This is a genomic window from Pseudomonas kairouanensis, assembly GCF_004682055.1.
GTDB classification, from domain to species: Bacteria; Pseudomonadota; Gammaproteobacteria; order Pseudomonadales; family Pseudomonadaceae; genus Aquipseudomonas; species Aquipseudomonas kairouanensis.
Genome location: NZ_QUZU01000017.1, coordinates 86,606 through 112,454, shown reverse-complemented (window position 1 = coordinate 112,454; position 25,849 = coordinate 86,606). Strand labels below are relative to the sequence as shown.

Below are 25,849 nucleotides of genomic sequence, written 5' to 3'. Positions count from 1 at the left end.
CGCGAATGCAGTGTGTCAGTCAACTCATTCGGGTCTGACACACCGTATTCGCGAGCAAGCCCGCTCCCACATTTTTGATTTGTGGAGTTAGAGACCGATCGGCGTGGCTTCAAACCGCACACGCGGATGGGCGATACGGTCCTGCGCCCGCACCAACTCCAGCTCGTAACTGCCACACGCTTGGGTCTCCAGCAGCACTTCATGCACCGCCGCTGCGGTGAATTCGAAGGCCGCCACCAGGCTGTCACCCAGCAGTACCCGCGCCAGGAACAACCCCGAGGTCAAGTCGCCCACGCCCACCGGCTGACGCGGGAACGCCAGCAATGGCCGACGCAGGTGCCAGCTGCCTTCAGCCGTCACCAGCAACATCTCAAAGCCATCCGGCAACTTGCCCGGATAATCCAAGTGCTTGACCAACACCGCCTTCGGCCCACGTGCCAGCAACGCTTTGGCCATGCCCAGGCAATCGAACAGCGATTGCGGCTTGCGCCCGGCAAAACTGTCCAACTCCAGCTGGTTGGGGCACAGGAAGTCGGCCATGGCCACCGCTTCGTCCAGCAGGAAATCACTGACTTCCTGGGGCACGATGCAGCCCTTTTCCGGATGGCCCATTACCGGGTCGCACAGGTACAACGCCTTGGGGTTGGTGGCCTTGATGCGCGCCACGCCGGTGAGAATCGCGCGCCCCTGGTCGGCACTGCCCAGGTAACCGGACAGCACCGCATCGCAGTTGCCTAGCTCACCGATAACAGCAATCCCTTCCACTAACGCGGGAATTTGCTGCGGCGCCAACACTTCTCCCGCCCACTGACCATACTGGGTGTGGTTGGAAAACTGCACGGTGTTCAGCGGCCACACATTCACCCCCACACGCTGCATGGGGAACACGGCGGCGCTGTTTCCGGCGTGGCCGAAGACCACATGAGACTGGATCGCAAGCAGATGAGGTGTGCGTTTCATGCAGGAGATTTCCGTAAAACCGTTGAAATTCTGGCCGCGCAGTATGCGACTAAACGCAGCCTGTACGACAGACCGGCGACACAGTTAAGCTGCTCTCACTTTGTTGGAGTTTTTCGCATGCTGACCCTGGGAAACATCTTCGTGTTGATGCTGCTCGCCACCGGCGCTGCCTGGGTGTGGCACAACCACGGCCTGCGCGAGCGCGCACTGGAGCGGGTCAAGCAGCATTGCGCCAAGCTCGACATTGAACTGCTCGATGGCGCCGTGGCCCTCAAGCGCATCGGTTTTGTAAAAGATGCCAAGGGTCGCCGGCGCCTGGCGCGCATCTACAACTTCGAGTTCACCGTGACCGGCGAGGCCCGCCACCCAGGGACCATTACGCAGTTTGGCGCCCATAGTGCGCAGATCGAACTGGCGCCCTACCCGTTCGAGATCAAGACGCCGCTGCCCAGCGCCGACGTGATCGAGCTAAGCCAGTGGCGCCAAGACCACGCCAGCAAGAATCGTCACTGACGACAGGCCGCCAATGCGGCCTGCAACGCCGCCACGTCGTGGGGTGCGCTGAAGATCAATTCGATACGTGAGTCGCGCCGCCATTCGCTGGGTTGCCAAACAAATGGGCTGTTATCCACAGCATTGGCGCTGACCCAACCCTCGGGGCTGTGGATAACCAGTTTGGCGCGGCGCCACTCAACGCTTGTGAGCCACTGGTGCAAAAGCGCAACGTCGAATTGCTGGCTCGGGTGCCAGCGCCAGCCAATGCTCCAGCCGCCCTCCTGGGCCTGGCTCAGGCAGATAGGCTGCGCGGGGTCGCTCCAGATGGCCGGCATTTGCGCCAGCCCCTTGGGCACTTCGAAGTGATCCGAAGCCGGCTCGGCTGTTATCGCCAGGCCAGGCAACTGCGCCAAAGGCAGTTGTGCCTGGCGGGTCCAAAACCGCGGGCAATCGGGCAACTGCCGTTCGACAGCCGCACGTTGCGCGGCATCCAGCGCCTCATCCTTGTTCAAGACCAACAGCCCGGCGCTCGCCAGTGCATCCTGTTGGGCTGACGGCAAAGGTTTGCCCGCTGCCAAAGCCTGGGCATCAAGCACCATTACACACGGCTGAACCGCCAACACCTGCTGCCACGGCGCCTCTCGCAACTGTTTGAGCAACTGCGCCGGATGCCCCAGCCCCGAGGGCTCGATAAACAGCCGATCCGGTTTTGCCTTACGTAACAAGCGCCCCAGGCCTACCTGGAACGGTGCACCATTCACACAGCACAGGCAGCCACCGGCTACTTCGCCCAGGGCAATACCATCGTCGTCCAACGTCAGCAGGGCGGCGTCCAGGCCGATCTGCCCGAACTCGTTGATCAGCACGGCCCAGCGCTCGTTGGCCGGGCGCTGAGAGAGCAGGTGCTTGATCAGACTGGTCTTGCCGGCGCCCAAAGGCCCGGCAATCACATGGGTGGGAATGTTCTTCAACATCAGGGGCATCATTCAGGCCGTGTAGAGCGCTCGATCCTACGCGGTTATGCCAGCCAATCCAGTGTCAGGATCAAACGACGCTCGTCGGCCTTGAGGGCTGGCGAGCGGTGGATCAGGCCGTGGCCTTCGTTGCCATGCCATTTTGTGCCTTTGAGCAGGGCCACTTCGCCACAGCGAACTTGCTCGATACGGTCATGAGGCTCGGCGTCCGGCCGGCTCAGTTTGCGACGATCCATCACACCTTCGCGCAACCACTGGCTGCCGATGCCCGCATAGGTGGTGATCAACCGCACCGGCACATGGTCTACGTGAAAGCGCGGGCACATGGCCTTGTCCAACAGGCGCAGACGCACGCCGATGCGCTTGGCGCCCAGCAAGCAGGCAAACGCACTGACCAGCCAGGACACATCGGCGATAAAACCTTCGTAGCCTTCAAGATCACGGCAACTGGCCGCCAAACCCTGCAAGTTCGGCTCAGCCTCTTCGCTGTTGAGTTCTATCACCATCGAGTCGGCCAACGGCTCGTTGAGCGCCACCAACAAGGCACCGAACTCGGCGATATGCAGGGGCAACTGGCGCTGCCATAACGCCAGGTTTACGCCGTCTTCAAGAATGTCGGACAACGCCAGCGGTGTGTCACCAAACGACTGGCGAATCACGGGGCGCAGGGGTATTACCGGGGCGAGCATCAGGCGGCAGCCTCCTCATACCAAGGGCCAAAAGGATCGGCCAGCAGGCGCCAACCTTCGACGCCCAAGGCCATTTCTTCATCGTTGAGCAGGCACGCATCCAACTCGGCGCGCATCTGCGCGAAGTCGATGTTCTGCCCGATAAACACCAGTTCCTGGCGGCAATCGCCGGTGCTCAGTTGCCAGTTACCCATGATGGCCGCGACGTTTTCCTCGTCCTGGGGCCACTGGCTTTTGGGCACAAAGCGCCACCAACGCCCGGCAAAACCATGGCGCATCAAGCCACCGGCCTGGGACCAACTACCCGCGTCCTGATGCTTGCTGGCCAACCAGAAAAACCCTTTGGAGCGCAGCAATTTGCCGTTGACCCAAGGCCGGTCGATAAAGTCGAAGAAACGCTGGGGATGAAACGGGCGGCGCGCTCGATAAGCGGTGGAGGCGATACCGTATTCCTCGGTTTCCGGCACATGTTCACCGCGCAGTTCCTGGAGCCAACCCGGCGCTTGGGCGGCGCGCTCAAAGTCGAAACGGCCAGTGTTGAGGATCTTGTGCAGCGGCACTTCGCCCATGACCATCGGGATGATTTCGGCTTGGGCGTTGAGGCGTTCGAGGATCGCCATCAGCTCTTGGCGTTCGCGGCTGCTGATCAGGTCGATCTTGCTGATCAGGATCACGTCGGCGAACTCGATCTGCTCGATCAACAGGTCAGTGATGGAGCGTTCGTCTTCTTCGCCCAGGGTTTCGCCCCGTGACGCCAGGCTTTCGGCGGCCTGGTAGTCGAGCAGGAAGTTCATGCCGTCGACCACCGTGACCATGGTGTCCAGGCGGGCGATGTCGGTCAGGCTTTGTTCGTTTTCGTCGCGAAAGGTGAAGGTTTCGGCTACGGGCAGGGGTTCGGAGATGCCGGTGGATTCAATCAGCAGGTAATCGAAGCGACCTTCCTTGGCGAGTTTTCCCACTTCCAGCAGCAGGTCTTCTCGCAAGGTGCAGCAGATGCAGCCGTTGCTCATCTCCACCAGTTTTTCTTCGGAACGGTTGAGGGTGACGTCTCGCTGGACTTCGCTGCCGTCGATGTTGATTTCGCTCATGTCATTGACGATCACCGCCACCCGCAGGTTGTCGCGGTTGCGCAGGACGTAGTTAAGCAGCGTGCTTTTACCGGCGCCGAGAAAGCCGGACAACACAGTAACGGGGAGACGATTGGGCATCAGGTATTCCTCATCAGGGTTGGCCGGTCAAATCGCCCGTTTATGGCGTTCGCGCAGCTCTTCACGTTCTTTGGCTTCGATACACAGGGTGGCGGTGGGGCGCAGCAGCAAGCGTTGCAGGCCAATGGGCTCGCCGGTTTCACGGCACCAGCCGTACTCACCGCGGGCCAGCAGTTCGAAGGCGTCGTCGATCTTGTCCAGCAACTTCTTCTCGCGCTCCAGCAGGCGCAGTTGCCATTGACGCTGTTCTTCGGCGCTGCCGACATCCGCCGGGTCGCTGTTGACCTCCTGTTCGCGCAATACCAGGAACTGGGCGTCGATGCGGGCTTGCAACTCGTTGCGCTGGGCCAGCAGCAGTTCGCGAAAGAAGCCTTGCTGGGCTTCATTCATGTAGTCGGCGGGCGGTTGGGCCAGCAGGTCTTGTTCGGTCATGAGGGCGGTTCACGGGTCAGGCTGTGCTTTTATGTTATAGTATAACAATACAAATAAGCCAATCCCCCTTGAACGCCACGATGAAGGGCGTAATGCTTGAGCACCTTCCTGCGCCGAGAAACCCTATGAAATACCTGGTGTGCGCCCTGTTATTGGCAGCGGCCGGACCTGCCAGCGCCCAAGTACCCAGCCTGCTGGCCAACTGCACGCGCAGCGCCAACCTGCTGGCGTGCGTCGACCCGCTGGGCAATGCCTACAGCGTGGCGACCCACGGCAGCACCACGTATTTGCGCGGCTTCGAGGTGATCGGCAAACGCTACTGGGCACAAACCAACAGCCGTTATGGGCAACTGACGTTCTTTACCGGGTTGGCGTCGGACGGTGAGGCGTGGGTGGGCTACACGCGACGTGTGGGCTGGACCACGATCAACCGGTTTTCCAGTTCCGGTGGTGCCAGCGCCAAATTTACCTGCAGCCGTATCACGGGCTGTTAGACCTGCGCGTTTTTCTGTTCCCGGGCCCAGGCCATGTAGCTGTTCATGGGGGGGTTCTTCTCGAAATACCGTTTAAGGCCTTCGAACAGGCCGTCCGCAACGGCCTGCTGGTGCCGCGCAGTGACCAGGCGCGCAGCGTCGCGGGTGTTGGAGATAAACCCGGTCTCTACCAAAATCGACGGCACGTCCGGTGACTTGAGCACTGCGAATCCGGCTTGCTCCACGCGTTTCTGATGCAGGGTGGTGATGCCCTCCAGGCTGCCCAGGATCGAGCTGCCCAGTTGCAGGCTGGAGGCGATGGTGGCGTTCATCGACATGTCCAGAATCACCCCGGCCAACATCGGGTCCTTGTCCTTGAGATTGAGCAGTGTGGTGGCGCCCAGCAGGTCGGCACCGTTCTCACGCTGCGCCATAAAGCGTGCCGTGGCGGAGGTCGCGCCACCTTCTGACAACGCATACACCGACGCGCCCGACGCTGTCAGCCGTGGCGCGGCATCGGCGTGCACCGAGATAAACATGTCGGCCTTGTGCTGACGGGCGATGTCCACGCGCTTGCGCAGCGGCACGAAGAAGTCGTCGTTGCGCACCAGCTTCACGTCAAAACCCTTTTCACGCTTCAATCGCTTGGCTAATAGCTGGGCGATGGACAGCACCACGTCCTTTTCGCGCTGGCCCTTGGAGCCGACGGCGCCAGGGTCTTTTCCGCCATGGCCGGGGTCGACCACAACGATGATGTCGCGTTTGGGATGGGCCTTATCCACCAACGGCTTGGGCTCATCCGCGATTTGGCGGGGTGCCTGGGTGGCGCTGGTCAAATCAAGCACCAGGCGATGACCCTGCCCATCCTGTGGCGGCAATAGAAAGCTGTTGAGCTGCATCGGCGCCGCCAGGTCCAGCACGATGCGCGTATCACCCTTGCCGAAATGCCCCGAGCGGATCGCGGTGATACCGCTGTTCTTCAGCGCCAACTGGGAGAAATTCCCGCTGAGCCCTGCACCACTCAGATCGATGATCAGGCGCTCCGGCGCCGTCAGGGAAAAGGTCTTGTAGTGCACCGGGCCGCTGAGGTCGAACACCAGGCGCAGCTTGTCCTCCGAGCGCCACAAACGCGCATTGCTGATCTGCGTGGCATGCGCCGCAAACGGCAAGGTGAACAGGGGACTGGCAAGAAGCAGGTTAAGGAGCTGACGTCTGTGCATGACAACTACCGCGAATTGAGGAGCATCCCTACTCGACATGACTGAAAAAAGGCTGGAGCAGAATATTCATCGTCGAACATATTGTTATACTATAACATATCTAATTATTGCCAACGATGGACCTGCTCATGAATGCGCTGACTCTGCCGGATATTGCCGCGCAGGCTTCACGCCAAGCCTTGCCACTCGACTGGGTGGGTATGTGCGGCATTGCCTTGCCAATCCTCATCGACGGCCAACGCCTCAGCGCCCGCGCCGATGCCGGCGTCAGCCTGGACGATGGCGAGGCCCGTGGCATTCATATGTCACGCCTGTACCTGGCGCTGGAAATGCTTGAGCAGCAGGCCCTTACGCCTGCACTTCTGCGTAATGTACTGCAGCGCTTCCTAGACACACATGAAGGTTTATCTAAGAACGCCTACCTGCGCATCCACACCGACTTACTGCTTAAACGCCCAGCATTGGTCAGCCCTTTAGCCGGCTGGAAAAGCTACCCGGTGAGCATCGAAGCGCGTCTGGAAAACCAGATGTTCCACGTGGAACTAAAAATTGACGTTACTTATTCCTCAACCTGCCCTTGCTCGGCCGCCCTCGCCAGGCAGTTGATTCAGCAGCAATTTCTCGAAGACTTCGGCAACACGCCGTTGCAGCATGAAGACGTGCTGACCTGGCTCGGCAGCGCTAACGGCATCGTCGCCACCCCTCACAGTCAGCGCAGCAGCGCCCAGCTACATGTCCATCTGCAAGGTGAGCATCTGGCACTGACTGACCTGATCAACGACGCCGAAGCCGCCCTTGGCACCGCCGTCCAAACCGCCGTAAAACGCGCGGATGAGCAAGCCTTCGCCTTGGCCAACGGCCAGAACCTGATGTTCTGCGAAGACGCCGCCCGCCGCCTGAACCTCGCCTTGAAACGCTCGGATGCCGTCAAAGCCTTCCACCTGAAAGTGATCCACGCCGAAAGCCTGCACGCGCATGACGCCGTCGCTGAAAGCCGCTGGACGAGACACTCTGCATGATCACCTGCACTGCATTACGTTGGGGCGCCCCAGGCCAACCACTCACACCCGCCCTGGATATCAATCTGGAAAAAGGCAGCCTCACCGGCATCATCGGTGCCAACGGCACCGGTAAAAGCAGCCTGCTCAAAGTCATCGCCGGCCTGCAAAAGCCATTGGCGGGAAAGGTGACGGTGGACGTTCCACGCCGTGGTGGCCTGTCGTTCCTGCCTCAACAGCAGCACCTCGACCGGCAGTTCCCCATCAGCCTGCAAGAGTTGGTCGCCGCCGGTTTCTGGGGCACTCAACTCACGCCCCAACAACGCAGCCAACGCCTTGAAGCGGTGTTGGACGACTGGTGCCTCGGCGGCCTGGAACATCGGCCGTTGATGGCATTGTCCGGCGGCGAACTGCAACGCGCCCTGCTCGCCCGCATGAGCCTGGCCCAAGCGCCGGTGCTGCTGCTCGACGAACCCCACGCCGCCCTCGACGAAGAAGGCCAGGTACTGTGCTGGAAACATGTACACGCCTGGCACGATGAAGGCCGCACGGTGGTCATTGTTTGTCATGACCTCGCATCGGTGCGCCAGCACACCCAGCAAGTCGTCCAGATCAAACGCACCGGCTGCCTGTTCGGTGACAGCAAAGCGCTGATCCGCCCGCAACCGCACATGCAGGTGGCCTGATGCATTTCGCCGCCCACCTGTGGATGCCTTTCGTCGACTTCGTCTTCATGCGCCGCGCACTGATAGGCGGGCTGGTGCTGGCTTGCAGCACTGCGCCGTTGGGCGTGTTCCTGATCCTGCGCCGTATGAGCCTGATCGGCGACGCCGTTGCCCACGGCATACTGCCCGGCGCGGCCCTCGGTTTCTGGTTCGCCGGCCTCAGCCTGCCCGCCCTGACCCTCGGCGGCCTCGGCGCCGGTTTGGGCATGGCCGGCCTGTCGGCCTGGATCACCCGCCGCACCGGCCTGCGCGAAGACGCCAGCCTGGCGGCCATCTACCCCATCTCCTTGGCCGCTGGCGTGCTGATCCTCGGCATCGCCGGTAAACGCCTGGACCTGCTGCACCTGCTGTTCGGCTCCGCCCTGGCGGTGGACCAAACCACCCTCACCGGCATGCTCTGGGTCACCGGCTTCAGCCTGATCGCCATGGCGGTGATCTACAAACCGCTGCTGCTGGACACCCTCGACCCGCTGTTCCTGCAGACCGTCAGCCGCCTGGGCCCACTGGCCCACGGTGTGTTCCTGACATTGGTAGTGCTGAACCTGGTGATCGGCTTCCAGGCCATCGGCGCACTGATGGTGGTGGGCCTGATGATGTTGCCGGCCATTGCCTCACGTTTCTGGAGCCGGCGCCTGCCGGTGTTGATCGCGGTATCGGCGGTGCTCGGATGCCTGTCGGTGTGGTTGGGTTTGTTGCTGTCGTTCTACTACTCGTTGCCCAGCGGCCCGGCCATCGTGCTGGTGGCGGGCGCCGGGTACTTGCTGTCCGTGGTCTTGGGTCCGGTGCACGGTTTGCTGCGCCGTCCGCCTTCACTGTCATCCTTATGAGGTGTTTACCGATGCGCGCTTTACTCGTGCTGTTCAGCATTCTGCTGCCGCTGTCGATGGCCCAGGCCGCCGACAAACTTCAGGTGGTCACCAGCTTCAGTATTCTGGATGACATCACCCACCAGATCGGGGGCGATCATATCCAGATCAGCAACATGGTCGGCCCGGACGCCGACGCCCACACCTACGAACCCTCCCCGGACGATGCCAAGGCACTGCTCAAGGCCCGCGTCATCATCAAGAACGGCCTGGGCTTCGAGCCGTGGCTGGACCGCCTGGTGACCAGCACCGAAACCAAAGCCACCGTCGTTACCGCCAGCAAGGGCGTGATCTCCCACACCATGGATGAAGACGGCGAAACCATCCCCGACCCGCATGCCTGGCACAACCTGGCCAATGCCGAAATCTATGTGAACAACATCACCAAGGCGCTGATCGCTGCCGACCCGGCCAACCAGGCCGACTACCAGCGCAACAGCCAAACCTACCTCAAAGACATCTACCGCCTGCTCGCCGAAGCCAAGACCAAGTTTGGCGCGCTGCCCGCGGGCAACCGTCGCATCGTCACCTCCCATGACGCCTTCGGCTACCTGGGCCAGGCGTACGGCATCGAGTTCCTCGCGCCGCAGGGCCTGTCCACCGAACGTGAGCCGTCTGCCGCCGAAGTCGCGGCACTGATCACCCAGATCCGCAAAGACAAGGTCAAGGCCGTGTTTATGGAAAACATCAAGGATTCGCGCCTGCTCAAGCAGATCGCGGATGAAAGCGGCGCGCAGATCGGCGGCACGCTGTACTCCGACGCCCTTGCCGCCGAAGGCCCGGCCAGCACCTTCACCGGGTTGTTCGAATACAACCTCAACACACTGTGCGCCGCGTTGGGCAAACCATGATCCGTAAAAACCCTTCCGGCGATCTGCCGGTGATTGCCGAATCAGCCTACGTCGACAAGACCGCCATCATCTGCGGCAAGGTCATCATCGGCGAGAACGTTTTCGTCGGCCCCTATGCCGTGATCCGCGCCGACGAAGTCGACGCCAGCGGCGCCATGGACCCGATCACCATCGGCGCCAACTCCAACATCCAGGATGGGGTGGTCATCCACTCCAAATCCGGCGCGGCGGTGACCATTGGTGAATTCACCTCCATCGCCCACCGCTCTATCGTCCACGGCCCCTGCGCCGTGGGCGACCGGGTGTTTATCGGCTTCAACAGCGTGCTGTTCAACTGCGCCGTGGGCGATGGCTGCGTGGTGCGCCACAACTCGGTGGTAGACGGGCGTGATTTGCCGGACGCGTTCTACGTGCCCTCCACCACTCGCATCGGGCCCAACACCGACCTGTCCCAATTCCCGCCGGTAAGTGTCAGCGCTTCGGAGTTTTCCGAAGACGTGGCACGCACCAATGTCGACCTGGTACGCGGCTACAAAGCCCTGCAAAACGAGTTCTGAACATGAGCCGCCTGCTGATTCGCAATGCCCGCCTGGTGAACGAAGGCCAGGAATTCGACGCCGATGTACTGGTATCCAACGGCCGTGTTGAAAAGATCGCCAGCAGTATCGAAGGCTGCAGCGCGCCGCTGGAAATCGACGCCAGCGGCCAGTGGCTGTTGCCCGGCATGATCGACGACCAAGTGCACTTTCGCGAACCCGGCGCGCCGGACAAAGGCAGCTTCTACAGCGAATCCCGCGCGGCGGTAGCCGGGGGCATCACCAGCTTCATGGACATGCCCAACACCAACCCGGCCACCCTCGACCTGGACGCCCTGGCCGACAAAAAGCGCCGCGCCGCCCTGCATTCGGTTGCCAACTACGGCTTTCACTTCGGCGTTAGCAACGACAACCTCGACATCATTGCCGCCCTTGACCCTACCCAGGTGGCCGGGGTCAAAGTGTTCATGGGCGCCTCCACCGGCAATATGCTGGTGGACGACCCGCGCATCCTGGAGCGGCTGTTTGCCGAAGTGCCCACCATTCTGCTGGCCCATTGCGAACACACGCCGAGCATCCTGGCCAATGAGCAACGCCTGCGCGAACGCTTCGGCGAGCACATCCCTGCCGTTGCCCACCCGCTGATCCGCGATGCCGAGGCGTGTTATCGCTCATCGTCGTTCGCGGTGCAATTGGCCAAGCGTCACGACACGCGCCTGCATGTGCTGCACCTGACCAGCGCCCGGGAACTGGCACTGTTCGACGACAAACCGCTGGCGCAAAAGCGCATCACTGCCGAAGTCTGCCTGCACCACTTGCTGTTCGACGACCGCGACTATCACCGCCTCGGCCACCAGATCAAATGCAACCCAGCGATCAAGACCCGCGCCGACCGCGATGCCTTGCGCCTGGCCTTGTTGAGTGATCGTCTGGATGTGATTGGCAGTGACCATGCGCCCCATACCTGGGCGCAAAAGCAACTGGAGTACCGAGAGGCGCCGTCGGGTTTGCCCCTGGTGCAGCATGCGCTGCCGGCGTTATTGGAGTTGGTGGCCGATGGGCATCTGCCCCTTGCCACCCTGGTGGCCAAGACCAGCCACCGCGTGGCGGACCTGTTCGCCATTCCCGACCGTGGCTATTTGCGTGAGGGGTATTGGGCCGACCTGGTGCTGATCCAGCCCGAGCCCGAAGGCAAACCTGTGAGCAGCCAACCGATCCTTGGCCGCTGCGGCTGGACGCCGTTTGCCGAGCGCAGCTTCCGGCACAGCGTCAGCACCACATTGGTGTCCGGCCACCTGGCGTGGCACAACGGCCAGGTGGTTGACAGCTGCCAGGGCCTGCCCCTGCATTTTCTGCGTTAAGCGCGGGGTTTGACGGTGCCGCAGTCGTTGCCCAGCCACTGGGCATGGCTGTCCAGGCTGCCCTTCTGCTGGATGCCGGTGGCATTGAAGGTACCGTTGACGGTGGTGGTGAATTCCTTCTGGCTCTGGAAGGTAGCTACACCGGTCCCTTGGGCTTTGGGGCAACTGAAACGGAATTTCCACTGGTTGCCGGTCTTGTCGGTCACTTCCTGTTTGCAGCCCGATTGCGGGTCGGTCAGGGGGATCGAGTCGGAGGCCACCTGCGCCGGGGTCAGGCACACCTGCACGCCTTTGCCGGCCATGGTGATGCCTTGTTTCTCCAGCATGGCGCGCTGTTCAGGCGTCATCTGTTGCTTGAGCTGGCCGAGGATCAGCGACAAGTCCGGCAGGTCCTGGTTATCCACTTTCATGTTGCTGGTGGTCAATTCCCACAAGCCCGGCGCCAGCATCTGTGCCTGCGCGGCGACCGGCAGCGCCAAACCAGTGACCATGGCTAAGCAGAGCAAACGAGCATTCATCGGGTAACTCCTGGGTAATGTTGGGCGTTAGACGTCGCAAAGTGGCCAGTGTTGCACGGCAAATAAAATAGCGACATTCGCAGCCGTTCATGGTCTGTTAGGCATTGGATTGTCTGGAGTATCGTCGTCCATGGATTTCTTTGGCCCGCACCTGCTCGCCTACTTCATTGCCACGCTGCACTTTTTCGGCACCCTCGCCGCGATCCATGCGGTGCTGACCGTCAGGACCGCCCAAGGCTCCATCGCCTGGGCCTTGTCGCTGATGTTTATTCCTTACCTCACGTTGATCCCTTACCTGATTTTTGGCCGCAGCACCTTCGACGCCTACATCCAGGCACGCCGCCAGGCCAACCAGGAAATGCACACCGCCATCGCCGAGCTGAACTGGCGCCCCTGGGTCGAGGAAGCCCTGGCCGCGCGCAACTCCAGCGCCTATGCGTCCCTGCGCGCCATGCCCAAGCTGGGTCGCATGCCGTGCCTGGCCAACAATGAAGTACGCTTGTTGATCAATGGCGAAGCCACCTTCAGCGCGATTTTCGAGGCCATCCGCAACGCCAAGACCGCGATACTGTTTCAGTTTTTCATCATTCACGACGACGAACTCGGCCGCCAACTGCACGCCCTGTTAAAGGCAAAGGCCGCCGAAGGTGTCGACATTTACGTGCTGTACGACCGCATCGGCAGCCACGCCCTGCCCCATCACTATGTGCAATCCCTGCGCGACGCCGGGGTGCAGGTCAAGGCGTTCGCCACCCGCAGCGGCTGGCTCAATCGCTTCCAGGTCAACTTCCGCAACCACCGCAAGATCGTGGTAGTGGACGGCATCACCGGGTTTGTGGGTGGCCATAACGTGGGCGATGAGTACCTGGGCAAAAAACCACCACTGGCACCCTGGCGCGATACCCATATGCAGGTCACGGGCCCTGTGGTGGCCTGTTTGCAGGAGTCATTTGCCGAGGACTGGTTCTGGGCCGCACGCAAACTGCCGCCACTGATCCTGCCGGATGCCTACCCTGAAGATGGCGTGCTCTGCCAACTGCTCGCCAGCGGCCCGGCCGATCCGTATGAAACCTGTTCACTGTTTTTCGTCGAAGCTATCCATGCGGCGACCGAAAGAGTATGGATCACCAGCCCGTATTTCATCCCCGACGAGGCGGTTTTCTCTGCCCTGCGCCTGGCGGTGTTGCGGGGTGTGGATGTACGTCTGCTACTGCCCTCGCGCCCTGACCACCGTATCGTCTATGCCGCATCCAGCCTCTATGCGATTGAAGCCGTGCGCGCCGGAGTGCGGGTATTTCGCTACACGCCAGGCTTTCTGCATCAGAAGGTGGTGTTGGTGGACAGCGAAATCAGCGCCATCGGCAGTGCAAACATGGACAACCGCTCGTTTCGGCTGAATTTCGAAGTGATGTTGCTGACCGTGGATGAAACCTTTGCCAGCGAAGTGGAGCACATGCTGCTGGATGATTTTGCCCAGGCCCACGAAGTCAGCCAGGAAGAAAGCCGCGAGACTCGGCGTTTGCAGCAGTTGGGGATGCGGGTGGCTCGGCTTATTTCACCGATTCTCTAACAGGCGACGCGGTGAAAAATGTGGGAGGGGGCTTGCTCCCGATAGCGGTAGGTCAGACAACACTTCTGTGAATGACCCACCGCTATCGGGAGCAAGCCCCCTCCCACATTTGGATTTTCATTGTTCTTAAAACCGGCTCAGCGGTAGATATCCTCCCGCGTCCACGGCAGTTCGTGGCTGCCATCGGCATGGGGCTTGACCGCCAATATCTGGTGCAGGTTGATCCAGCCCCGCGCAAACGCATAAGCACACCCGGCCAAATACAACCGCCAAATCCGCAACGCCTGCTCCGGCACCAGTTTCGCCGCCGCTTCCAGGTTGTCTTCCAGGCGCTCGCTCCAATGGTCCAGCGTGCGCGCGTAGTGCAGGCGCAGGCTTTCGACGTCGACCACTTCCAGCCCGACTTCACTGATTTCAGCTGTCATCATCGCCAGGTGCGGCAACTCGCCGTTGGGGAACACATACCGTTCGATAAACTCACCGGCGCCACGGCCCACGGGGCGGCCATCGGTGTGCTTGGCGGTGATGCCATGGTTCATCACCAGGCCACCTTCACGCACCGCGCCGAACAAGGTCTGGCAGTACTCGGCCAGGTTGGCATGGCCAACGTGCTCGAACATGCCCACGCTCACCACTTTGTCGAAACGCCCGTCTTGCGGCAGGTCACGGTAGTCGAGCAGTTGCAGGTCCACCTGGTCTTCCAGGCCCTCGGCCTTCACCCGTTCCCGGGCCAACGCCAACTGTTCCTTGCTCAGGGTGATGCCAAACACTTTCACCCCGAACTCCCGCGCCGCAAACCGCGCCAACCCACCCCAACCGCAGCCGACGTCGAGCAAATACTCCCCTGGCTGCAGCCGCAGCTTGCGGCACAGGTGGCGAAATTTGTCTTGTTGGGCTTGGTCGATGGATTCGCTGCCGGTTTCGAAATAACCGCAGGAGTACGCCATGTCCTGGTCCAGCCACAGCTGGTAGAACGCGTTGGACAGGTCGTAGTGATAGGAAATGGCGGCTGCGTCAGTGGCCTTGTCGTGGATCGAACGCACCGGAGCGCGTTCCTCGTCGTCCTCCACCAGGGCGTGACTCAATTCGTCACATACCCGGATGACCTCGGCAATGGAGCCTTCGAGCTCCAGTTTGCCTTCGACGAAGGCCTCGCCCAGTGAGTCGAGCGTGGGATGGGTCAGCTGTGTCACGACCGTGGGGTCCTTCACCACGATGGTCACACTGGGCTCTGGGCCCAAGTTGAATTCATGGCCGTCCCAGAGTCGAAGACGCAGCGGTAGCTGAAGATTCTGTAAGGCCGGTGGAAGTTGCGCGAGCATGAGTAGTCCCCCCTTGTTTCAGACGTCTGGAGTGAGGGTAGACCATCCCTATAAAAGTAGGAAGCTATCTATTAGTCGCACGCCCCTACGGGTTCCGACGCTCGATCAACCCCTCCTGGACCCACTGTTTCAGCCACGTTACGGCTTGCAGTGGCGCACCCTCTGCACAGGTGACTGCCAACTCGGCACACAGTTCTGAAAAACGCCAACCGCTGGTCACCATGCCCGCCAGCGCGCAGGCTTCGGCAGGTTCCAGGCTGCGGTAGTGGCATACGTTCTGATGGCGCCACACCAGGCAAACCTGCGCGAACTCCAGGGCATGGCTGCCGGGAAAGTCCGCGTCATCCTTGCTGGCCCGCCAGATCGCCAGCGTGTTGAAGCGGCACAGCAACTGTTGCACTGACGGCCCCAGGGTGACCTGCAAATCCGGCCAGGCATCGGCTGGCAACAACGCCATGTCATTGAGGCTCAGAGGCTCCCCTTGGCAGGCATCGAAAGCCAGGGAAAACGCCCACTCCAGCCGGGCCAGTTCCTCAAGAGGTGCGCTTTGCTCTGCGACCAGATGCTCGGTGATAAATGCGGGCAACCGTTCACCGAGCCAACGCAGGCTGAAATGGGCGGACGGATAACGGCGCACATAAGCTTCAGCCAACGCCGAAAATTCATCATCCCCCAGCCAATAGCGCAGGGCGCTGAAGTCATGACGCAGCACTTCCTGCAACCGAGAGAGATAGGCGTTGTGGTAGATCGCAAGGCCCGTCTCTACATCCAGCGTGGGCCCACCCAATAAAGTCGCGGCAAAGCCACTGCTGACCGCAGGCGTTTGAGTCAGCAGATGTTGTTCGAAGGCCAACTGCCAATCGGTCAGGCGCATAGCGATCTCCTGGCCAGCGCCGTAGCGCCCAACTCACGCGCCTTGCTCAGTTCGGTGAGCAGTTCTTCGAACGGCGGGAAGTGGTCATCGCGCTCCAGCAATGTCGAAACGGGCCCCAAGTGTTCCAGGGTCTGCTGATAAAGCGCCCACACCGGATCGCACACGGGGTGATCATGGGTATCGACCACGTAGTCGCCGTAGTCCATGTGCCCGGCCAAATGCAGTTGGCGAATGCTCTCGGGCGGCAGGTTGCGAATGAACGTCCAGGCATCGAAACCATGGTTGCGCGAGCTGACGTACACATTGTTGACGTCCAACAGCAATTGGCACCCGGACAAGTGCGCCAGCGCGTTGAGAAATTCCCACTCGGTAAATTCATCGGCCTTGGCGCGCACGTAGCTGGAGACATTTTCCAGCACCAGCGGGCGCTGCAATACATCCTGCACTTGGCGCACGCGGGCGGCGACGTGGTACAGGCTTTCCTCGGTGTAGGGCAGCGGCAACAGGTCGTGCAACTGATGGGCACTGCCGCGGCTCCAGCACAGGTGGTCGGAGACCCACGCCGGTTGGATACGCTCGGCCAGTTGCTTGATCTGCTTCAGGTAGTCGATATCGAGGGCGTGGGGCCCGCCGATGGACAGGGACACACCGTGCATCACCAGGGGGTAGCGCTCGGCTATCGCATCCAGGTAGTAGAGGGCTTTGCCGCCCTGTACCAAGTAATTCTCGGAGATGACCTCAAACCAATCCACCGCGGGGGATTGCTCAAGGATCTGCTCGTAGTATTCATTGCGTAAACCCAGGCCGTAGCCAAGGTTTGGAAGGGAAGTGGGCATTGGACACTCCGGGGCAAAGTGTCCGCAGCGACGCTAGGCAGCCGCTGCGGGAGCACGGGGTTACTCGCCGACTTTACCGCCAGCCGCGTCGCAGGCTGCCTTGGTCATGGCCTTGAAGCCGTGGCCCTTGCAGGCAGCCTGGCCTTTGCAGGCGTTTTCGGCGGTCTTGCAGTCGTTCATGCCTTTGCAGGACGTCACGCCGTAGCAGTGAACAGTAGCGTCGGCCGCTTGGACCTGGGTGGCGACACCGGCAAACAGAGTGGCGGCAGCGATAGCCAGGGCAGCACCGGAAACGGCGTTCTTGATGTTCATTTTTGTAATCCTCAAATATCAATAGGGGTGCCGGTCCGAGCGGATTGCCCGGTCTCGACACACCACTAGAGAGAGGACCCCCGCTGGCGTTACAGCGGCCTCAGGATTTTTCTTCGAGCTTGAGCAACGGCTCCTGAAAACGCAGCAGGCGCCCGGCATTGCCCAGCACCAGCAACGTGCTGAGGTTATGCAACACCGCCGCAATCATTGCGCCGGCCGCCCCCAGCCAGCCGAATGCGGCGAACACCACAATGGCCAGCGTCCAGCCCAGGCCGATGATCACGTTCACCTGCAACGTCTGCCGGCACTGGCGACTCAAGCGCACGCACGTACCCAGGCGCCGCAGGTCGCTGCCGATCAGGACCACGTCCGCCGACGCCAGCGCGATGTCCGCCCCGCCCGCCCCCATGGCCACGCCAACCACGCCGGCCTTGAGCGCCAGGGAATCGTTGATGCCATCGCCCACCACCATCGGCCGGAAGCCGCTGGCGATTTCCTCCAGCACGCGGTTGAGCTTGTCTTCTGGCAAGGCCTGGGCGTCGACGTCACTGATGCCCACCTCCAGCGCCAGGCTGTCGGCGACGCTTTGGCGGTCGCCGGTGAGCAGCAGTTGGCGACCCAAACCGAGGTCGCGCAACTCTTGCAGGGCCTGGCGGGCTTCCGGCTTGACGCTGTCGGCCAACAGCAGCCAGGCCAGAAACTCCCCGTTCAAGGCCAAACCGGCAATCGGGCCGTCATGGGTCGGCACAGAGGTGGTCGAAACGCCCAACTGCTCAAACAACTCCGGCCGCCCCAGCGCTGCCTCGCCCTGCTCGGTCTGCGCCACCACACCCAAGCCCTGGCGTTCGCGAATGTCGGTCAGCCCCCACATCTGTTCCTGCGCTGCCAGCCCCGCCAACGCCCGGCTGACCGGGTGGCTGCTGGCCGACCCCAAACTGGCCGCCAAGTTAAGCAACCCCTGCCGATCCGGCGCGCTGGTCTCGATCGATTGCAGGCGCAGGGTGCCAAAGGTCAGGGTGCCGGTCTTGTCGACCACCAGGGAAGTCAGGTCCGCCAGCTCTTCCAGGAACGCCGAGCTGCGAATCAGAATCCCATGGCGCGCCGCCACGGCAATCCCGGCAATGGCCGTAGCCGGCGCCGACAGCACCAACGCACAGGGGCACGCCGCCACCAGCACGGCGAGCATCGCCTGGGCATCGTTGGTCACAAACCAGGTCACGGCGGCCAGCAACAACACCAACACCATATAGCGACCGGCGTAGCGCTCCAGCAGCCGGGTAATCGGCGGCTTGGAGCGCTCGGCGTTTTGCATCAATGCGATGACTTTGCCCAGGGTGGATTCGTTGCCAGTGCGCGTCACCTCCAGGCGCAGCAAGCCGTCCAGGTTAATCGCCCCGCCAAACACCTGCACGCCGGCACTGGCTTCCAGCGGCACCGACTCACCGGTGATCGGCGCCGTGTCCAGGCTCGCCTGGCCCGACAGCACCACCCCATCGGCCGGTACGCGGTCACCGGCGCGCACTTCGACGATATCGCCGGTGTGCAGCGTGCCGTTGTCCACTTCCACAATGCTGCCATCGGCCTGCACCAAGCGCGCATGGCTGCGGGTCAGTTTGCCCAGGGCGTGGATCGCTTCCTGGGAGCCGATCACACTGCGCTCTTCCAGTACATGGCCAAAAATCATGATGATCGGCAGCAGCGCGGCGGTCAGCAGATCACCGGTCGCCCAGGCGCCAAGCATGGCCAGGGCGATCAGTTGGTCGGTGATCCCATGCAGGCTGGGAAACCGCAGGCTGTACCAGGCCGAACGCATCACCGGCACTGCCACCAATAACGAGGCCACGCCCAGCAAGAGTTGGCTCACCCCGATCTGGTCCGGCGCCAGCCAGCGCCACACCAGGCCCAACACCAGCAAACCCAGGGCCAGCATGGCCAGGGTCAATTGCCGCGCGGCACTGCGCTGTTCGGCGCTGGTCAGCATAGGTGCGCTCATTGTTCGGCTCCCTGGATGATCAAACGGGAGTCGTCTTTGGGGTCGACCGTGGTCACGGAGCCCGCCTGGCCGAGGATCTTCGGCAAGCGCTCGCGGTACAGGCGCAGCAACAAGCCCGGGTCTTTCACTTGGGCCAGGCTGGCCACCGTGGCGGTTTGCGCCTGGGCATTGGCCAGGCGTTCGCTGGCCTGGGCGTGGGCCACTTGCACCAAGCGGTCGGCCTGCTGATTGGCGGTCTGGGTGAGTTTTTCTGCATCCGTGCGCGCGTTGGCCACGGCTTTATCGGCTTGCTGGCTGGCGGTCAGAACGGCGTTAAACGCATTCACCGCCGGGCCGGGCAGGCTCGATTGCACATCCACGCGCGTAACGGCGATGCCCAGGCCCAAGCCACTGGAAGTCAACGCCGCCAACTGTTGATTGATGCCTTGCACCAAGTCGCCACGCAGCCGTTCACGACGCTCGGCGGCGCCGTTGTCAGTGCCCATCAGCTCGGGGCGCGCCACCAGAATTGTGTCCAGGTCGCGGGCCGCCGTGAGGGCCACGGCGCTGCGGGTCACCAGGCGATCCAGGGCCGGCAATACATGCTCGCCCTGCAACACAAAGGCATAGGGCTCGGTGACCTTGTAGAACACCCGCACATCCAATTGCACCACACCGGCATCGCCGGTCAGCAGGTAGCCGGAGCCCGCCAAGGCATCACTCAACGGCGTGGCGAAACTGGCCACACGGTCGGCCTGCACTGCCGCCTCGGAGCGCAGCAGATTCTCTACCCGGCGTTCAATCACCCGGTCCGCCGCCGGCAACAGCACCACTTGCTCGAACGGTTGCGGCCAGGCCAGCAACAGCCCGGCATTCTGGATGCGGTCCAGGGCACCGAAGTGCAGCACCACGGCGCGGTTCTGCGGGTCGATCTGGCGCACATTGGAAAACGCCCACGCCAACGCGGCCAATACGGTCACCGCATACAACGCCAGGAACGTCAGGCGCCCCGCCTGGATCCACGGGCTGTCTGGGCTGTCACGCTCGGTCATGGCTGGACGTCCTTCGGCCCGTCCACCAGGGCGCGAAATGGCGCCGCATCCGTGCGCAGGATGATCTTGGTGCCCGGCGTAACCACCGTGCCCAGGGTGTCGAGGGAGCGCAGCAGGTTGTACAGCTGCGGGTTACCCGCATAGGCACGGCCATAGATCTGCGCCGCCTCTACCCGCGACTGGGCTTCGATATCGGCAGCTTTCACCGTGGCATCAGCCTGCACGATGCGTGCATCACGCTCGGCAGCGGAGCGGATCTGCGCCGCTTCGCGCTTGCCCACTGCGGTGCGTTCGGTGGCGATGGTTTCGCGCTCGGCGCGCATGCGATCGACCGTGGCGGTGAGGGTAACCGAGGGCAGCGTCAGCCGCTCGATACCAACTTGAGCCACACGCACGCCATAGGTGGTGAGCAATTGTTGCTCGATCTGCTGGCGCAGTTGGGCTTCGAATTGCGCGATGTGCACTTGGCTGGCATCAGTGTTGATCAAGCTCGACAGATCAAAACTGGCCGCCGTGGTTTCCAGCGCCGAGCCGACAAAGGTACGGATCTGCCGCGCCGCCTCATCCGGCTGGTTTTGCACCGCACGCATAAAGCGCTGCACGTTGTCGGCATCGCCCTGCACCTGCCAGGCCACATACGCTTGCACGATGATGCGCAAGCCATCGCGAGTGCCCACGTCCTGCAAACCGCTGGAGGTGGTGCGCAGGCGCAGGTCCACCGGGATCGCTGCCTCGAACGGTGCCGGCCAGCGCCAGCCCAGGCCCGGCTCCAGCAGCACCCGCGCCGGGTTGCCGAACCGCGTTATGACCGTGGCTTCGCCGGAGCGCACCTGCACCAGGCTGGCGGCCGCCACCGCAAACAGCACCAGCAACACCGCCCAGGCCATGCGCCGCCAAGGGAAAGGCCCGCCAGCCTGTTCGTCACCGTGATGATGGTGGTGGTGATGGCCATGATGATGACCGTGATCGTGGGAATGAGCGCTCAACAGTCAGACTCCTTATTGAACGGCTTTACGCGGCGACGAAGGATCGGCCGGCAAGGTAAAGGAACGCAGATCGATCGTCGGTGCACTGTCGGCGCCCAGGCGATGATCCAGGATAAGCAACTTGGCGTTGGCCAGGCCCTGGCTGAGTTGGCCGAGGTACTGCTCCAACACGAAGGCCTTGCCAGCGGTGGCATAGGCCTTTTGTTCGGCGGCAAACCGCAGGTCGGCAGCCTGGGCACCCGCGTTCACTTCGCGGGCGGTGGCGCTGGCCTGGTCGCGGGCGGTACTGGCTTGCAGCAAGGCCTGGTTGGTTTGCTCGCTGGCCGCACCGCGCTCGCGGGAGATCAGGGCCTGGGCGCCGATTTGCGCAGCTTGCACACCGTGATAGGCGTTGGCGGCTCCGGCCGGTGGATGGATCGCCTCGACGACCGTGGCGAGAATTTCCACGCCACTGTCGAGTGCTTGGAGATCCCCTTGCACGGCGCGGCCGATTTCGTCGGCCAGGCGGGTGCGTTGTTCACCCAGCAGTTCATCGAGCGTGCGTGAAGCAAAGTCGTGCACCAGGATGCGGCTGGCGGTGCTGCGGATCAGGGTCGGCACATCCGCACTGTTATAGGTGGCGGCAAGCGCTGCCTGGTCGGTCAAGCCAATGCGGTAGACGAAGCGCACATCCATATTGACGATCTGGAAGCTCTGCTTGTCGCCGCTGCTGCTGGCGATCACCTGGGATTTGTCATTCACATGGCTGGCGTCCCACAACCGATTGGCGATCAGCGGCGCCGGGCCTTCGGCAGGGGCCAGGTCCGGTGCGGCCGCTTCACTGACGCTGGTGGCCAGCTCGTGGACCACGCCGTTTTCCACCTTGATCACGCGGCCCAACGGCCAGGGCAACCCAGCATGCAGACCGGGGCCGAACACCTCGACGGGTTTGCCAAAGCGCTCATAAATCCCACGCCCTTGCAGGGGCACTTCGTGCACGCCGGTCAGCACCCAGCCGACCGCCAGCACCACCAGCAACACCGGCAAAAATGCCCGGCGCATGTAGGTAAACGCCCAGATCTGACGCAGGTCGATGCCGAAGCGGTTATGCAACTCGTGCTGCAATGCCAACAAGGGTTGGGGCGGCCAGCGCAGCAAACCGGCGACAAAACTCTGCGCCATCAGGCGAGGTTCAAGTTGCGGTTGGCGTGGGCTGAACAGTGACAGCACGGCCCGTAGCAGCAACTCCACCGCCACCAGCGCCGGCAGCACGCCGATCAGCACGGCCAGACGCAATGGCCAGACAGACTCGGCGCTGGCAAACAACAGGCAAACCGCACTGATCACCAGGCAGATAATCGCTACCCGGCTCAACTGCGCCAGTTGCGAGGCTTCCGGCCATTGAGCGGCAGTTTCCTGGGCCAGGCGGCGTTCGAACACCAGTAAGCCAAACGCCAGGGCCAAGGCCAGCGCGGCACCGATACTGGCCGATTGGCCAACAGGCGCGGCGGGCAATGCCAGGTTCCAGAACTCGACAATGCTGACCAGCGCCAGCAGCGACCAACCGCCAAGCCACACCACCGGCGCGCCGATGTGTTTGCCAAAGCGCTCGGTAAGGCGCGCGTAGTGGCTCGCGTCCTCAACCGGCATTTGAACCGTGGGTTGCTCCAACGCCTGGGTGCGCCAGTCGGCCACCCACCACGCCGATTGCAAACCGGCCACCATCAGCAGCAACGCCGAGGCGCAGTTGATCAACACCACCGGCCAGATCGACAACGACGCAAACAGCGCGACAAACAGCGCCAGCACCCAACCGCCGACGGCCAACGTCGTCAGGCTGATACCGGCTTGGCGCAATCGACGGGCATGGAAAAGCCCCTGTTGAAAACGCGCGAGGCCTTCTACCGAAGCGCCGTCAGCTTCAAGATCCACTTGCATCCACTCAACGCCCGCATGTACATAATTCGTTACGATATAACACGGAGCGTGAAATTTTTGTTCGATGAATACAGCTATCGAACCCACTGCAAATCCCCTGAGGGAGCGGGCTTGCTCGCGAAAGCGCGGTGCCAGTCGCTACATATGCTCACTGACACTCCGCTTTCGCGAGCAAGCCCGCTCCCACAGGGGTACATCGCAGTACTCAAGACCGTGACCAACCCCCCATAAACACGCGCCATCACTGGTGTACACGGCGTTTAATCGGCACACTCCCATCCAGTTTTTCGCGGGCTCACGGACAAGGAAGCGTCACCCCCATGATTTCGATCTATCAGCTCAAGCCGCGTTTTCAAAACCTGCTGCGCCCCCTCGTGCAGCGCCTCTACGACAACGGCACCACCGCCAACCAGATCACCGTCCTTGCGGGCGTGATTTCCCTGCTGGTAGGCCTGTTGATCGCCAGCTTCGCCCACCACCTGTGGCTGTTCGCGCTGATCCCGCTGTGGATGATCCTGCGCATGGCCCTCAACGCCATCGACGGCATGCTCGCCCGCGAATTCGGCCAGCAGTCGCGCCTGGGCGCCTACCTCAACGAACTGTGCGACGTGGTCGCCGACAGCGCGCTGATCCTGCCCTTTGCGCTGATCCCAGGCGTGAGCCTGGCGCCGGTGTTGCTGGTGGCGCTGCTGGCGGTGTTCAGTGAATACGCTGGCGTGCTGGGCCCGATGGTGGGCGCGTCACGGCGCTATGACGGGCCAATGGGCAAGAGCGATCGGGCCTTCGTACTGGGTGTGCTGGCCACTGGCGTGGCATTGGGCTGGCTGGGCGCAGGTTGGGTCGAGGCGGTGATGTGGCTGGTGGCCGCCCTGCTCGCCTACACCCTGGTCAACCGGGTGCGCCAGGGCCTCAAAGAAGAACACACTCCCCCTTCTGCATAAGGATTTTGCGATGCGTGAACAACAAGAACACAGCTTCAGTACCCATGATGGCGTCGAGCTTTTCTACCGGCACTGGCCGGCCACGGCAGGCGATGGGCCGCGCAAGGCCATCGTGTTGTTCCATCGCGGCCATGAGCATTCGGGGCGCATCGCCCACTTGGTGGATGAGCTGGACCTGCCGCAGTTCGATTTCTTCGCCTGGGATGCCCGTGGCCACGGCCAGTCCCCCGGCGAGCGCGGCGACAGCCCCAGCTTCGCCACCAGCGCCCGAGATGTGCAGACCTTCTACGATCACATCGGCGCCACCTACGGCATAGAGCAAGAGAACTTCGCGGTGATCGCGCAAAGCGTCGGCGCCGTGATCGCCGCGACCTGGGTGCATGATTACGCACCGAAGATCCGCGCCCTGGTGCTCGCCTCCCCGGCCTTCAAGGTCAAGCTGTACGTGCCGTTCGCGCGGCCCGGCCTGGCGCTGATGCGCAGGTTTCGCGGCAACTTTTTCGTCAACAGTTACGTCAAGGCCAAGTTCCTCAGCCATGACCCCGAGCGCGTGGCGTCCTACGACAGCGACCCGCTGATCACCAAGGCCATCTCGGTGAATGTGCTGCTGGGTCTGTACGAAGCGGCCGACCGCGTTGTGGCCGATGCCCAGGCGATCCAGGTGCCCACGCAGCTCCTGGTCTCGGGCTCGGACTTTGTGGTGCACCGCAAACCCCAGCAGCAGTTTTTCGACCGCCTGGGCAGCCTGAAAAAAGAGCTGCATATCCTCCCTGGCTACTTCCACGACACCCTGGGCGAGCGCGACCGCGCCACCGCCTTGAGCAGCGCCCGGCGCTTTATCCTGCAAAACTTCGAGCACCCGCTGGACCGCGCTTCGCTGCTCGACGCCGACAAAATCGGCGCCACCTGCGCCGAGTCCGAAGCCCTCGCCGCGCCGCTGCCGCGCAACTCCCTGCGCGACCTGTACTGGCGCATGACCCGCGCCAGCATGGGCCTGGGCAAGAACCTGTCCGAGGGCGTGAAGCTGGGCTTCGACACCGGCTTCGACTCCGGCAGCACCCTGGACTACGTGTACCGCAACAAGCCCACCGGCAAAGGCGGGCTGGGGCGGATGATCGACACCAACTACCTCAACTCCATCGGCTGGCGCGGTATTCGCCAGCGCAAGTTGAACGTCGAGGAACTGCTGCGCCTGGCCATGGCCAAGCTGCGCGAAGAAGACCGCCAAGTGCGCATCGTCGATATCGCCGCCGGCCACGGGCGCTACATTCTCGAAGCCTTGCAGGGCGTGTCGCCGCTGCCGGAGTCGATCCTGCTGCGCGACTACAGCGACATCAACGTGCGCGACGGTGGCGCACTGATTCGCGAGAAAGGCCTGGGGGATATCGCCCAGTTCGTCAAAGGCGATGCGTTCGATCGCGCTGACCTGGCGGCGCTGGAGCCGAAACCGACGCTGGCGGTGGTGTCCGGGTTGTATGAATTGTTTGCCGATAACGCCATGGTCGGCGGCTCGTTGGCGGGCCTTGCCGAGGCCGTGGAGCCTGGCGGTTATCTGGTCTACACCGGCCAGCCGTGGCACCCGCAACTGGAACTGATCGCCCGCGCCCTCACCAGCCATCGCCAAGGCCAGGCCTGGGTGATGCGTCGGCGCAGCCAGGCCGAAATGGATCAACTGGTCGAAGCGGCAGGCTTTCGCAAGATCACCCAGCGTGTGGATGAATGGGGCATTTTCACCGTGTCCCTGGCACAGAAGATCTGAGC

Annotated in this window: 26 protein-coding genes; 11 read left to right on the top strand and 15 right to left on the bottom strand. The window is 62.4% G+C overall.

What is annotated here, in order from left to right; genetic code table 11:
- Positions 1–87 precede the first annotated feature (87 nt).
- On the bottom strand, positions 88–960 hold the full coding sequence (gene pdxY, locus DYL59_RS15615) for a pyridoxal kinase PdxY (RefSeq protein ID WP_135289996.1): 873 nt from the start codon (positions 958–960) through the stop codon (positions 88–90).
- Positions 961–1,077: 117 nt separating this feature from the next.
- Here pdxY and DYL59_RS15610 point away from each other — a divergent pair, with 117 nt between their 5' ends.
- Positions 1,078–1,473, top strand: a complete 396-nt coding sequence (locus tag DYL59_RS15610) for a DUF3301 domain-containing protein (protein WP_122511969.1) — start codon at positions 1,078–1,080, stop codon at positions 1,471–1,473.
- Here DYL59_RS15610 and DYL59_RS15605 read toward each other — a convergent pair.
- From DYL59_RS15605 to dksA, 4 genes are read right to left on the bottom strand one after another with little or no spacing between them, the layout of a single operon-like run.
- On the bottom strand, positions 1,467–2,429 hold the full coding sequence (locus DYL59_RS15605) for a CobW family GTP-binding protein (RefSeq protein ID WP_135289995.1): 963 nt from the start codon (positions 2,427–2,429) through the stop codon (positions 1,467–1,469). The two genes, DYL59_RS15610 and DYL59_RS15605, sit on opposite strands and share 7 nt — an antisense overlap.
- Positions 2,430–2,473: 44 nt before the next feature.
- Positions 2,474–3,118, bottom strand: coding sequence for a DUF1826 domain-containing protein (locus DYL59_RS15600; RefSeq protein ID WP_135289994.1), 645 nt, complete (start codon positions 3,116–3,118; stop codon positions 2,474–2,476).
- On the bottom strand, positions 3,118–4,326 hold the full coding sequence (zigA, locus tag DYL59_RS15595; RefSeq protein WP_135289993.1) for a zinc metallochaperone GTPase ZigA: 1,209 nt from the start codon (positions 4,324–4,326) through the stop codon (positions 3,118–3,120). The genes DYL59_RS15600 and zigA overlap by 1 nt, the downstream gene beginning before the upstream one ends.
- 27 nt (positions 4,327–4,353) lie before the next feature.
- The gene (gene dksA, locus DYL59_RS15590) at positions 4,354–4,758 is read right to left on the bottom strand and encodes an RNA polymerase-binding protein DksA (protein ID WP_135289992.1); all 405 of its coding nucleotides are present in this window, start codon (positions 4,756–4,758) and stop codon (positions 4,354–4,356) included.
- Positions 4,759–4,883: 125 nt separating this feature from the next.
- Between dksA and DYL59_RS15585 the strand changes: the two genes are divergently transcribed.
- A complete protein-coding gene (locus DYL59_RS15585) occupies positions 4,884–5,252 on the top strand; it encodes a glutamine synthetase (RefSeq protein ID WP_135289991.1) in 369 nt (122 codons plus the stop codon).
- Here the strand turns inward: DYL59_RS15585 and DYL59_RS15580 are convergent.
- A complete protein-coding gene (locus DYL59_RS15580; RefSeq protein WP_135289990.1) occupies positions 5,249–6,451 on the bottom strand; it encodes an N-acetylmuramoyl-L-alanine amidase in 1,203 nt (400 codons plus the stop codon). The genes DYL59_RS15585 and DYL59_RS15580 overlap by 4 nt on opposite strands.
- 128 nt (positions 6,452–6,579) lie before the next feature.
- Here DYL59_RS15580 and folE2 point away from each other — a divergent pair, with 128 nt between their 5' ends.
- Genes folE2 through DYL59_RS15550 form a run of 6 tightly spaced genes read left to right on the top strand, consistent with a single transcriptional unit; the run spans position 6,580 to position 11,788 of the window.
- Positions 6,580–7,470, top strand: a complete 891-nt coding sequence (folE2, locus tag DYL59_RS15575) for a GTP cyclohydrolase FolE2 (RefSeq protein WP_135289989.1) — start codon at positions 6,580–6,582, stop codon at positions 7,468–7,470.
- The gene (locus tag DYL59_RS15570) at positions 7,467–8,135 is read left to right on the top strand and encodes a metal ABC transporter ATP-binding protein (protein ID WP_135289988.1); all 669 of its coding nucleotides are present in this window, start codon (positions 7,467–7,469) and stop codon (positions 8,133–8,135) included. Before folE2 ends, DYL59_RS15570 begins: the two co-directional genes overlap by 4 nt.
- A complete protein-coding gene (locus DYL59_RS15565) occupies positions 8,135–9,001 on the top strand; it encodes a metal ABC transporter permease (protein WP_135289987.1) in 867 nt (288 codons plus the stop codon). The genes DYL59_RS15570 and DYL59_RS15565 overlap by 1 nt, the downstream gene beginning before the upstream one ends.
- Positions 9,002–9,012: 11 nt before the next feature.
- The gene (locus DYL59_RS15560) at positions 9,013–9,891 is read left to right on the top strand and encodes a metal ABC transporter substrate-binding protein (protein WP_135289986.1); all 879 of its coding nucleotides are present in this window, start codon (positions 9,013–9,015) and stop codon (positions 9,889–9,891) included.
- Positions 9,888–10,448 carry a gamma carbonic anhydrase family protein gene (locus DYL59_RS15555; protein WP_135289985.1) on the top strand — a complete coding sequence of 187 codons (561 nt, stop codon included), beginning with the start codon at positions 9,888–9,890 and terminating at the stop codon, positions 10,446–10,448. The genes DYL59_RS15560 and DYL59_RS15555 overlap by 4 nt, the downstream gene beginning before the upstream one ends.
- A 2-nt stretch (positions 10,449–10,450) precedes the next feature.
- Positions 10,451–11,788 (top strand): dihydroorotase, encoded by a 1,338-nt coding sequence (locus DYL59_RS15550; RefSeq protein ID WP_135289984.1) that lies wholly within the window; start codon positions 10,451–10,453, stop codon positions 11,786–11,788.
- Here DYL59_RS15550 and DYL59_RS15545 read toward each other — a convergent pair.
- The gene (locus DYL59_RS15545) at positions 11,785–12,306 is read right to left on the bottom strand and encodes a DUF3617 domain-containing protein (protein ID WP_105521334.1); all 522 of its coding nucleotides are present in this window, start codon (positions 12,304–12,306) and stop codon (positions 11,785–11,787) included. The genes DYL59_RS15550 and DYL59_RS15545 overlap by 4 nt on opposite strands.
- Before the next feature lie 130 nt (positions 12,307–12,436).
- On the opposite strand from DYL59_RS15545, the gene cls reads away from it, so the two are divergent.
- Complete coding sequence (cls, locus tag DYL59_RS15540; RefSeq protein ID WP_135289983.1) at positions 12,437–13,876, top strand: cardiolipin synthase; 1,440 nt, start codon at positions 12,437–12,439, stop codon at positions 13,874–13,876.
- Between the two features lie 137 nt (positions 13,877–14,013).
- Here the strand turns inward: cls and cfaB are convergent, their stop codons facing one another.
- The 8 genes from cfaB to hflK (DYL59_RS15500) form a co-directional block, all read right to left on the bottom strand.
- Complete coding sequence (gene cfaB / locus DYL59_RS15535) at positions 14,014–15,198, bottom strand: C17 cyclopropane fatty acid synthase CfaB (protein ID WP_135289982.1); 1,185 nt, start codon at positions 15,196–15,198, stop codon at positions 14,014–14,016.
- 85 nt (positions 15,199–15,283) lie between these two features.
- Positions 15,284–16,072: an HvfC/BufC N-terminal domain-containing protein gene (locus DYL59_RS15530; protein ID WP_135289981.1), complete on the bottom strand. Its 789-nt coding sequence runs from the start codon at positions 16,070–16,072 to the stop codon at positions 15,284–15,286.
- Complete coding sequence (bufB, locus tag DYL59_RS15525; RefSeq protein WP_135289980.1) at positions 16,063–16,908, bottom strand: MNIO family bufferin maturase; 846 nt, start codon at positions 16,906–16,908, stop codon at positions 16,063–16,065. The genes DYL59_RS15530 and bufB overlap by 10 nt, the downstream gene beginning before the upstream one ends.
- A gap of 60 nt (positions 16,909–16,968) precedes the next feature.
- Complete coding sequence (gene bufA2 / locus DYL59_RS15520) at positions 16,969–17,220, bottom strand: BufA2 family periplasmic bufferin-type metallophore (protein ID WP_135289979.1); 252 nt, start codon at positions 17,218–17,220, stop codon at positions 16,969–16,971.
- Positions 17,221–17,320: 100 nt separating this feature from the next.
- Positions 17,321–19,213 carry a cation-translocating P-type ATPase gene (locus tag DYL59_RS15515; protein WP_135289978.1) on the bottom strand — a complete coding sequence of 631 codons (1,893 nt, stop codon included), beginning with the start codon at positions 19,211–19,213 and terminating at the stop codon, positions 17,321–17,323.
- Positions 19,210–20,244: a protease modulator HflK gene (gene hflK / locus DYL59_RS15510; RefSeq protein ID WP_135289977.1), complete on the bottom strand. Its 1,035-nt coding sequence runs from the start codon at positions 20,242–20,244 to the stop codon at positions 19,210–19,212. The genes DYL59_RS15515 and hflK (DYL59_RS15510) overlap by 4 nt, the downstream gene beginning before the upstream one ends.
- Positions 20,241–21,233 (bottom strand): protease modulator HflC, encoded by a 993-nt coding sequence (gene hflC, locus DYL59_RS15505; RefSeq protein WP_167496683.1) that lies wholly within the window; start codon positions 21,231–21,233, stop codon positions 20,241–20,243. Before hflC ends, hflK (DYL59_RS15510) begins: the two co-directional genes overlap by 4 nt.
- 9 nt (positions 21,234–21,242) lie before the next feature.
- Positions 21,243–23,147, bottom strand: a complete 1,905-nt coding sequence (gene hflK, locus DYL59_RS15500) for a protease modulator HflK (RefSeq protein ID WP_135289975.1) — start codon at positions 23,145–23,147, stop codon at positions 21,243–21,245.
- Between the two features lie 320 nt (positions 23,148–23,467).
- Here hflK (DYL59_RS15500) and DYL59_RS15490 point away from each other — a divergent pair, with 320 nt between their 5' ends.
- Together DYL59_RS15490 and DYL59_RS15485 are read left to right on the top strand one after the other, a co-directional pair.
- Complete coding sequence (locus DYL59_RS15490; protein ID WP_135289973.1) at positions 23,468–24,088, top strand: CDP-alcohol phosphatidyltransferase family protein; 621 nt, start codon at positions 23,468–23,470, stop codon at positions 24,086–24,088.
- A 10-nt stretch (positions 24,089–24,098) separates the two neighbouring features.
- A complete protein-coding gene (locus tag DYL59_RS15485) occupies positions 24,099–25,847 on the top strand; it encodes a bifunctional alpha/beta hydrolase/class I SAM-dependent methyltransferase (protein ID WP_135289972.1) in 1,749 nt (582 codons plus the stop codon).
- Positions 25,848–25,849 lie beyond the last annotated feature (2 nt).

Excerpts from the sequence above, each read along its gene's own strand:
- DYL59_RS15550 (WP_135289984.1), top strand. The coding sequence starts at position 10,451 with ATGAGCCGCCTGCTGATTCGCAATGCCCGCCTGGTGAACGAAGGCCAG.
- bufB (WP_135289980.1), bottom strand. The coding sequence starts at position 16,908 with ATGCCCACTTCCCTTCCAAACCTTGGCTACGGCCTGGGTTTACGCAAT.
- DYL59_RS15560 (WP_135289986.1), top strand. The coding sequence starts at position 9,013 with ATGCGCGCTTTACTCGTGCTGTTCAGCATTCTGCTGCCGCTGTCGATG.
- bufA2 (WP_135289979.1), bottom strand. The coding sequence starts at position 17,220 with ATGAACATCAAGAACGCCGTTTCCGGTGCTGCCCTGGCTATCGCTGCC.
- DYL59_RS15585 (WP_135289991.1), top strand. The coding sequence starts at position 4,884 with ATGAAATACCTGGTGTGCGCCCTGTTATTGGCAGCGGCCGGACCTGCC.
- cfaB (WP_135289982.1), bottom strand. The coding sequence starts at position 15,198 with ATGCTCGCGCAACTTCCACCGGCCTTACAGAATCTTCAGCTACCGCTG.
- DYL59_RS15490 (WP_135289973.1), top strand. The coding sequence starts at position 23,468 with ATGATTTCGATCTATCAGCTCAAGCCGCGTTTTCAAAACCTGCTGCGC.
- DYL59_RS15610 (WP_122511969.1), top strand. The coding sequence starts at position 1,078 with ATGCTGACCCTGGGAAACATCTTCGTGTTGATGCTGCTCGCCACCGGC.
- DYL59_RS15530 (WP_135289981.1), bottom strand. The coding sequence starts at position 16,072 with ATGCGCCTGACCGATTGGCAGTTGGCCTTCGAACAACATCTGCTGACT.
- DYL59_RS15555 (WP_135289985.1), top strand. The coding sequence starts at position 9,888 with ATGATCCGTAAAAACCCTTCCGGCGATCTGCCGGTGATTGCCGAATCA.
- zigA (WP_135289993.1), bottom strand. The coding sequence starts at position 4,326 with ATGCCCAATCGTCTCCCCGTTACTGTGTTGTCCGGCTTTCTCGGCGCC.
- DYL59_RS15570 (WP_135289988.1), top strand. The coding sequence starts at position 7,467 with ATGATCACCTGCACTGCATTACGTTGGGGCGCCCCAGGCCAACCACTC.
- hflK (WP_135289977.1), bottom strand. The coding sequence starts at position 20,244 with ATGACCGAGCGTGACAGCCCAGACAGCCCGTGGATCCAGGCGGGGCGC.
- cls (WP_135289983.1), top strand. The coding sequence starts at position 12,437 with ATGGATTTCTTTGGCCCGCACCTGCTCGCCTACTTCATTGCCACGCTG.
- DYL59_RS15565 (WP_135289987.1), top strand. The coding sequence starts at position 8,135 with ATGCATTTCGCCGCCCACCTGTGGATGCCTTTCGTCGACTTCGTCTTC.
- hflK (WP_135289975.1), bottom strand. The coding sequence starts at position 23,147 with ATGCAAGTGGATCTTGAAGCTGACGGCGCTTCGGTAGAAGGCCTCGCG.
- dksA (WP_135289992.1), bottom strand. The coding sequence starts at position 4,758 with ATGACCGAACAAGACCTGCTGGCCCAACCGCCCGCCGACTACATGAAT.
- DYL59_RS15605 (WP_135289995.1), bottom strand. The coding sequence starts at position 2,429 with ATGTTGAAGAACATTCCCACCCATGTGATTGCCGGGCCTTTGGGCGCC.
- DYL59_RS15485 (WP_135289972.1), top strand. The coding sequence starts at position 24,099 with ATGCGTGAACAACAAGAACACAGCTTCAGTACCCATGATGGCGTCGAG.
- folE2 (WP_135289989.1), top strand. The coding sequence starts at position 6,580 with ATGAATGCGCTGACTCTGCCGGATATTGCCGCGCAGGCTTCACGCCAA.
- DYL59_RS15580 (WP_135289990.1), bottom strand. The coding sequence starts at position 6,451 with ATGCACAGACGTCAGCTCCTTAACCTGCTTCTTGCCAGTCCCCTGTTC.
- DYL59_RS15600 (WP_135289994.1), bottom strand. The coding sequence starts at position 3,118 with ATGCTCGCCCCGGTAATACCCCTGCGCCCCGTGATTCGCCAGTCGTTT.
- DYL59_RS15515 (WP_135289978.1), bottom strand. The coding sequence starts at position 19,213 with ATGAGCGCACCTATGCTGACCAGCGCCGAACAGCGCAGTGCCGCGCGG.
- pdxY (WP_135289996.1), bottom strand. The coding sequence starts at position 960 with ATGAAACGCACACCTCATCTGCTTGCGATCCAGTCTCATGTGGTCTTC.
- DYL59_RS15545 (WP_105521334.1), bottom strand. The coding sequence starts at position 12,306 with ATGAATGCTCGTTTGCTCTGCTTAGCCATGGTCACTGGTTTGGCGCTG.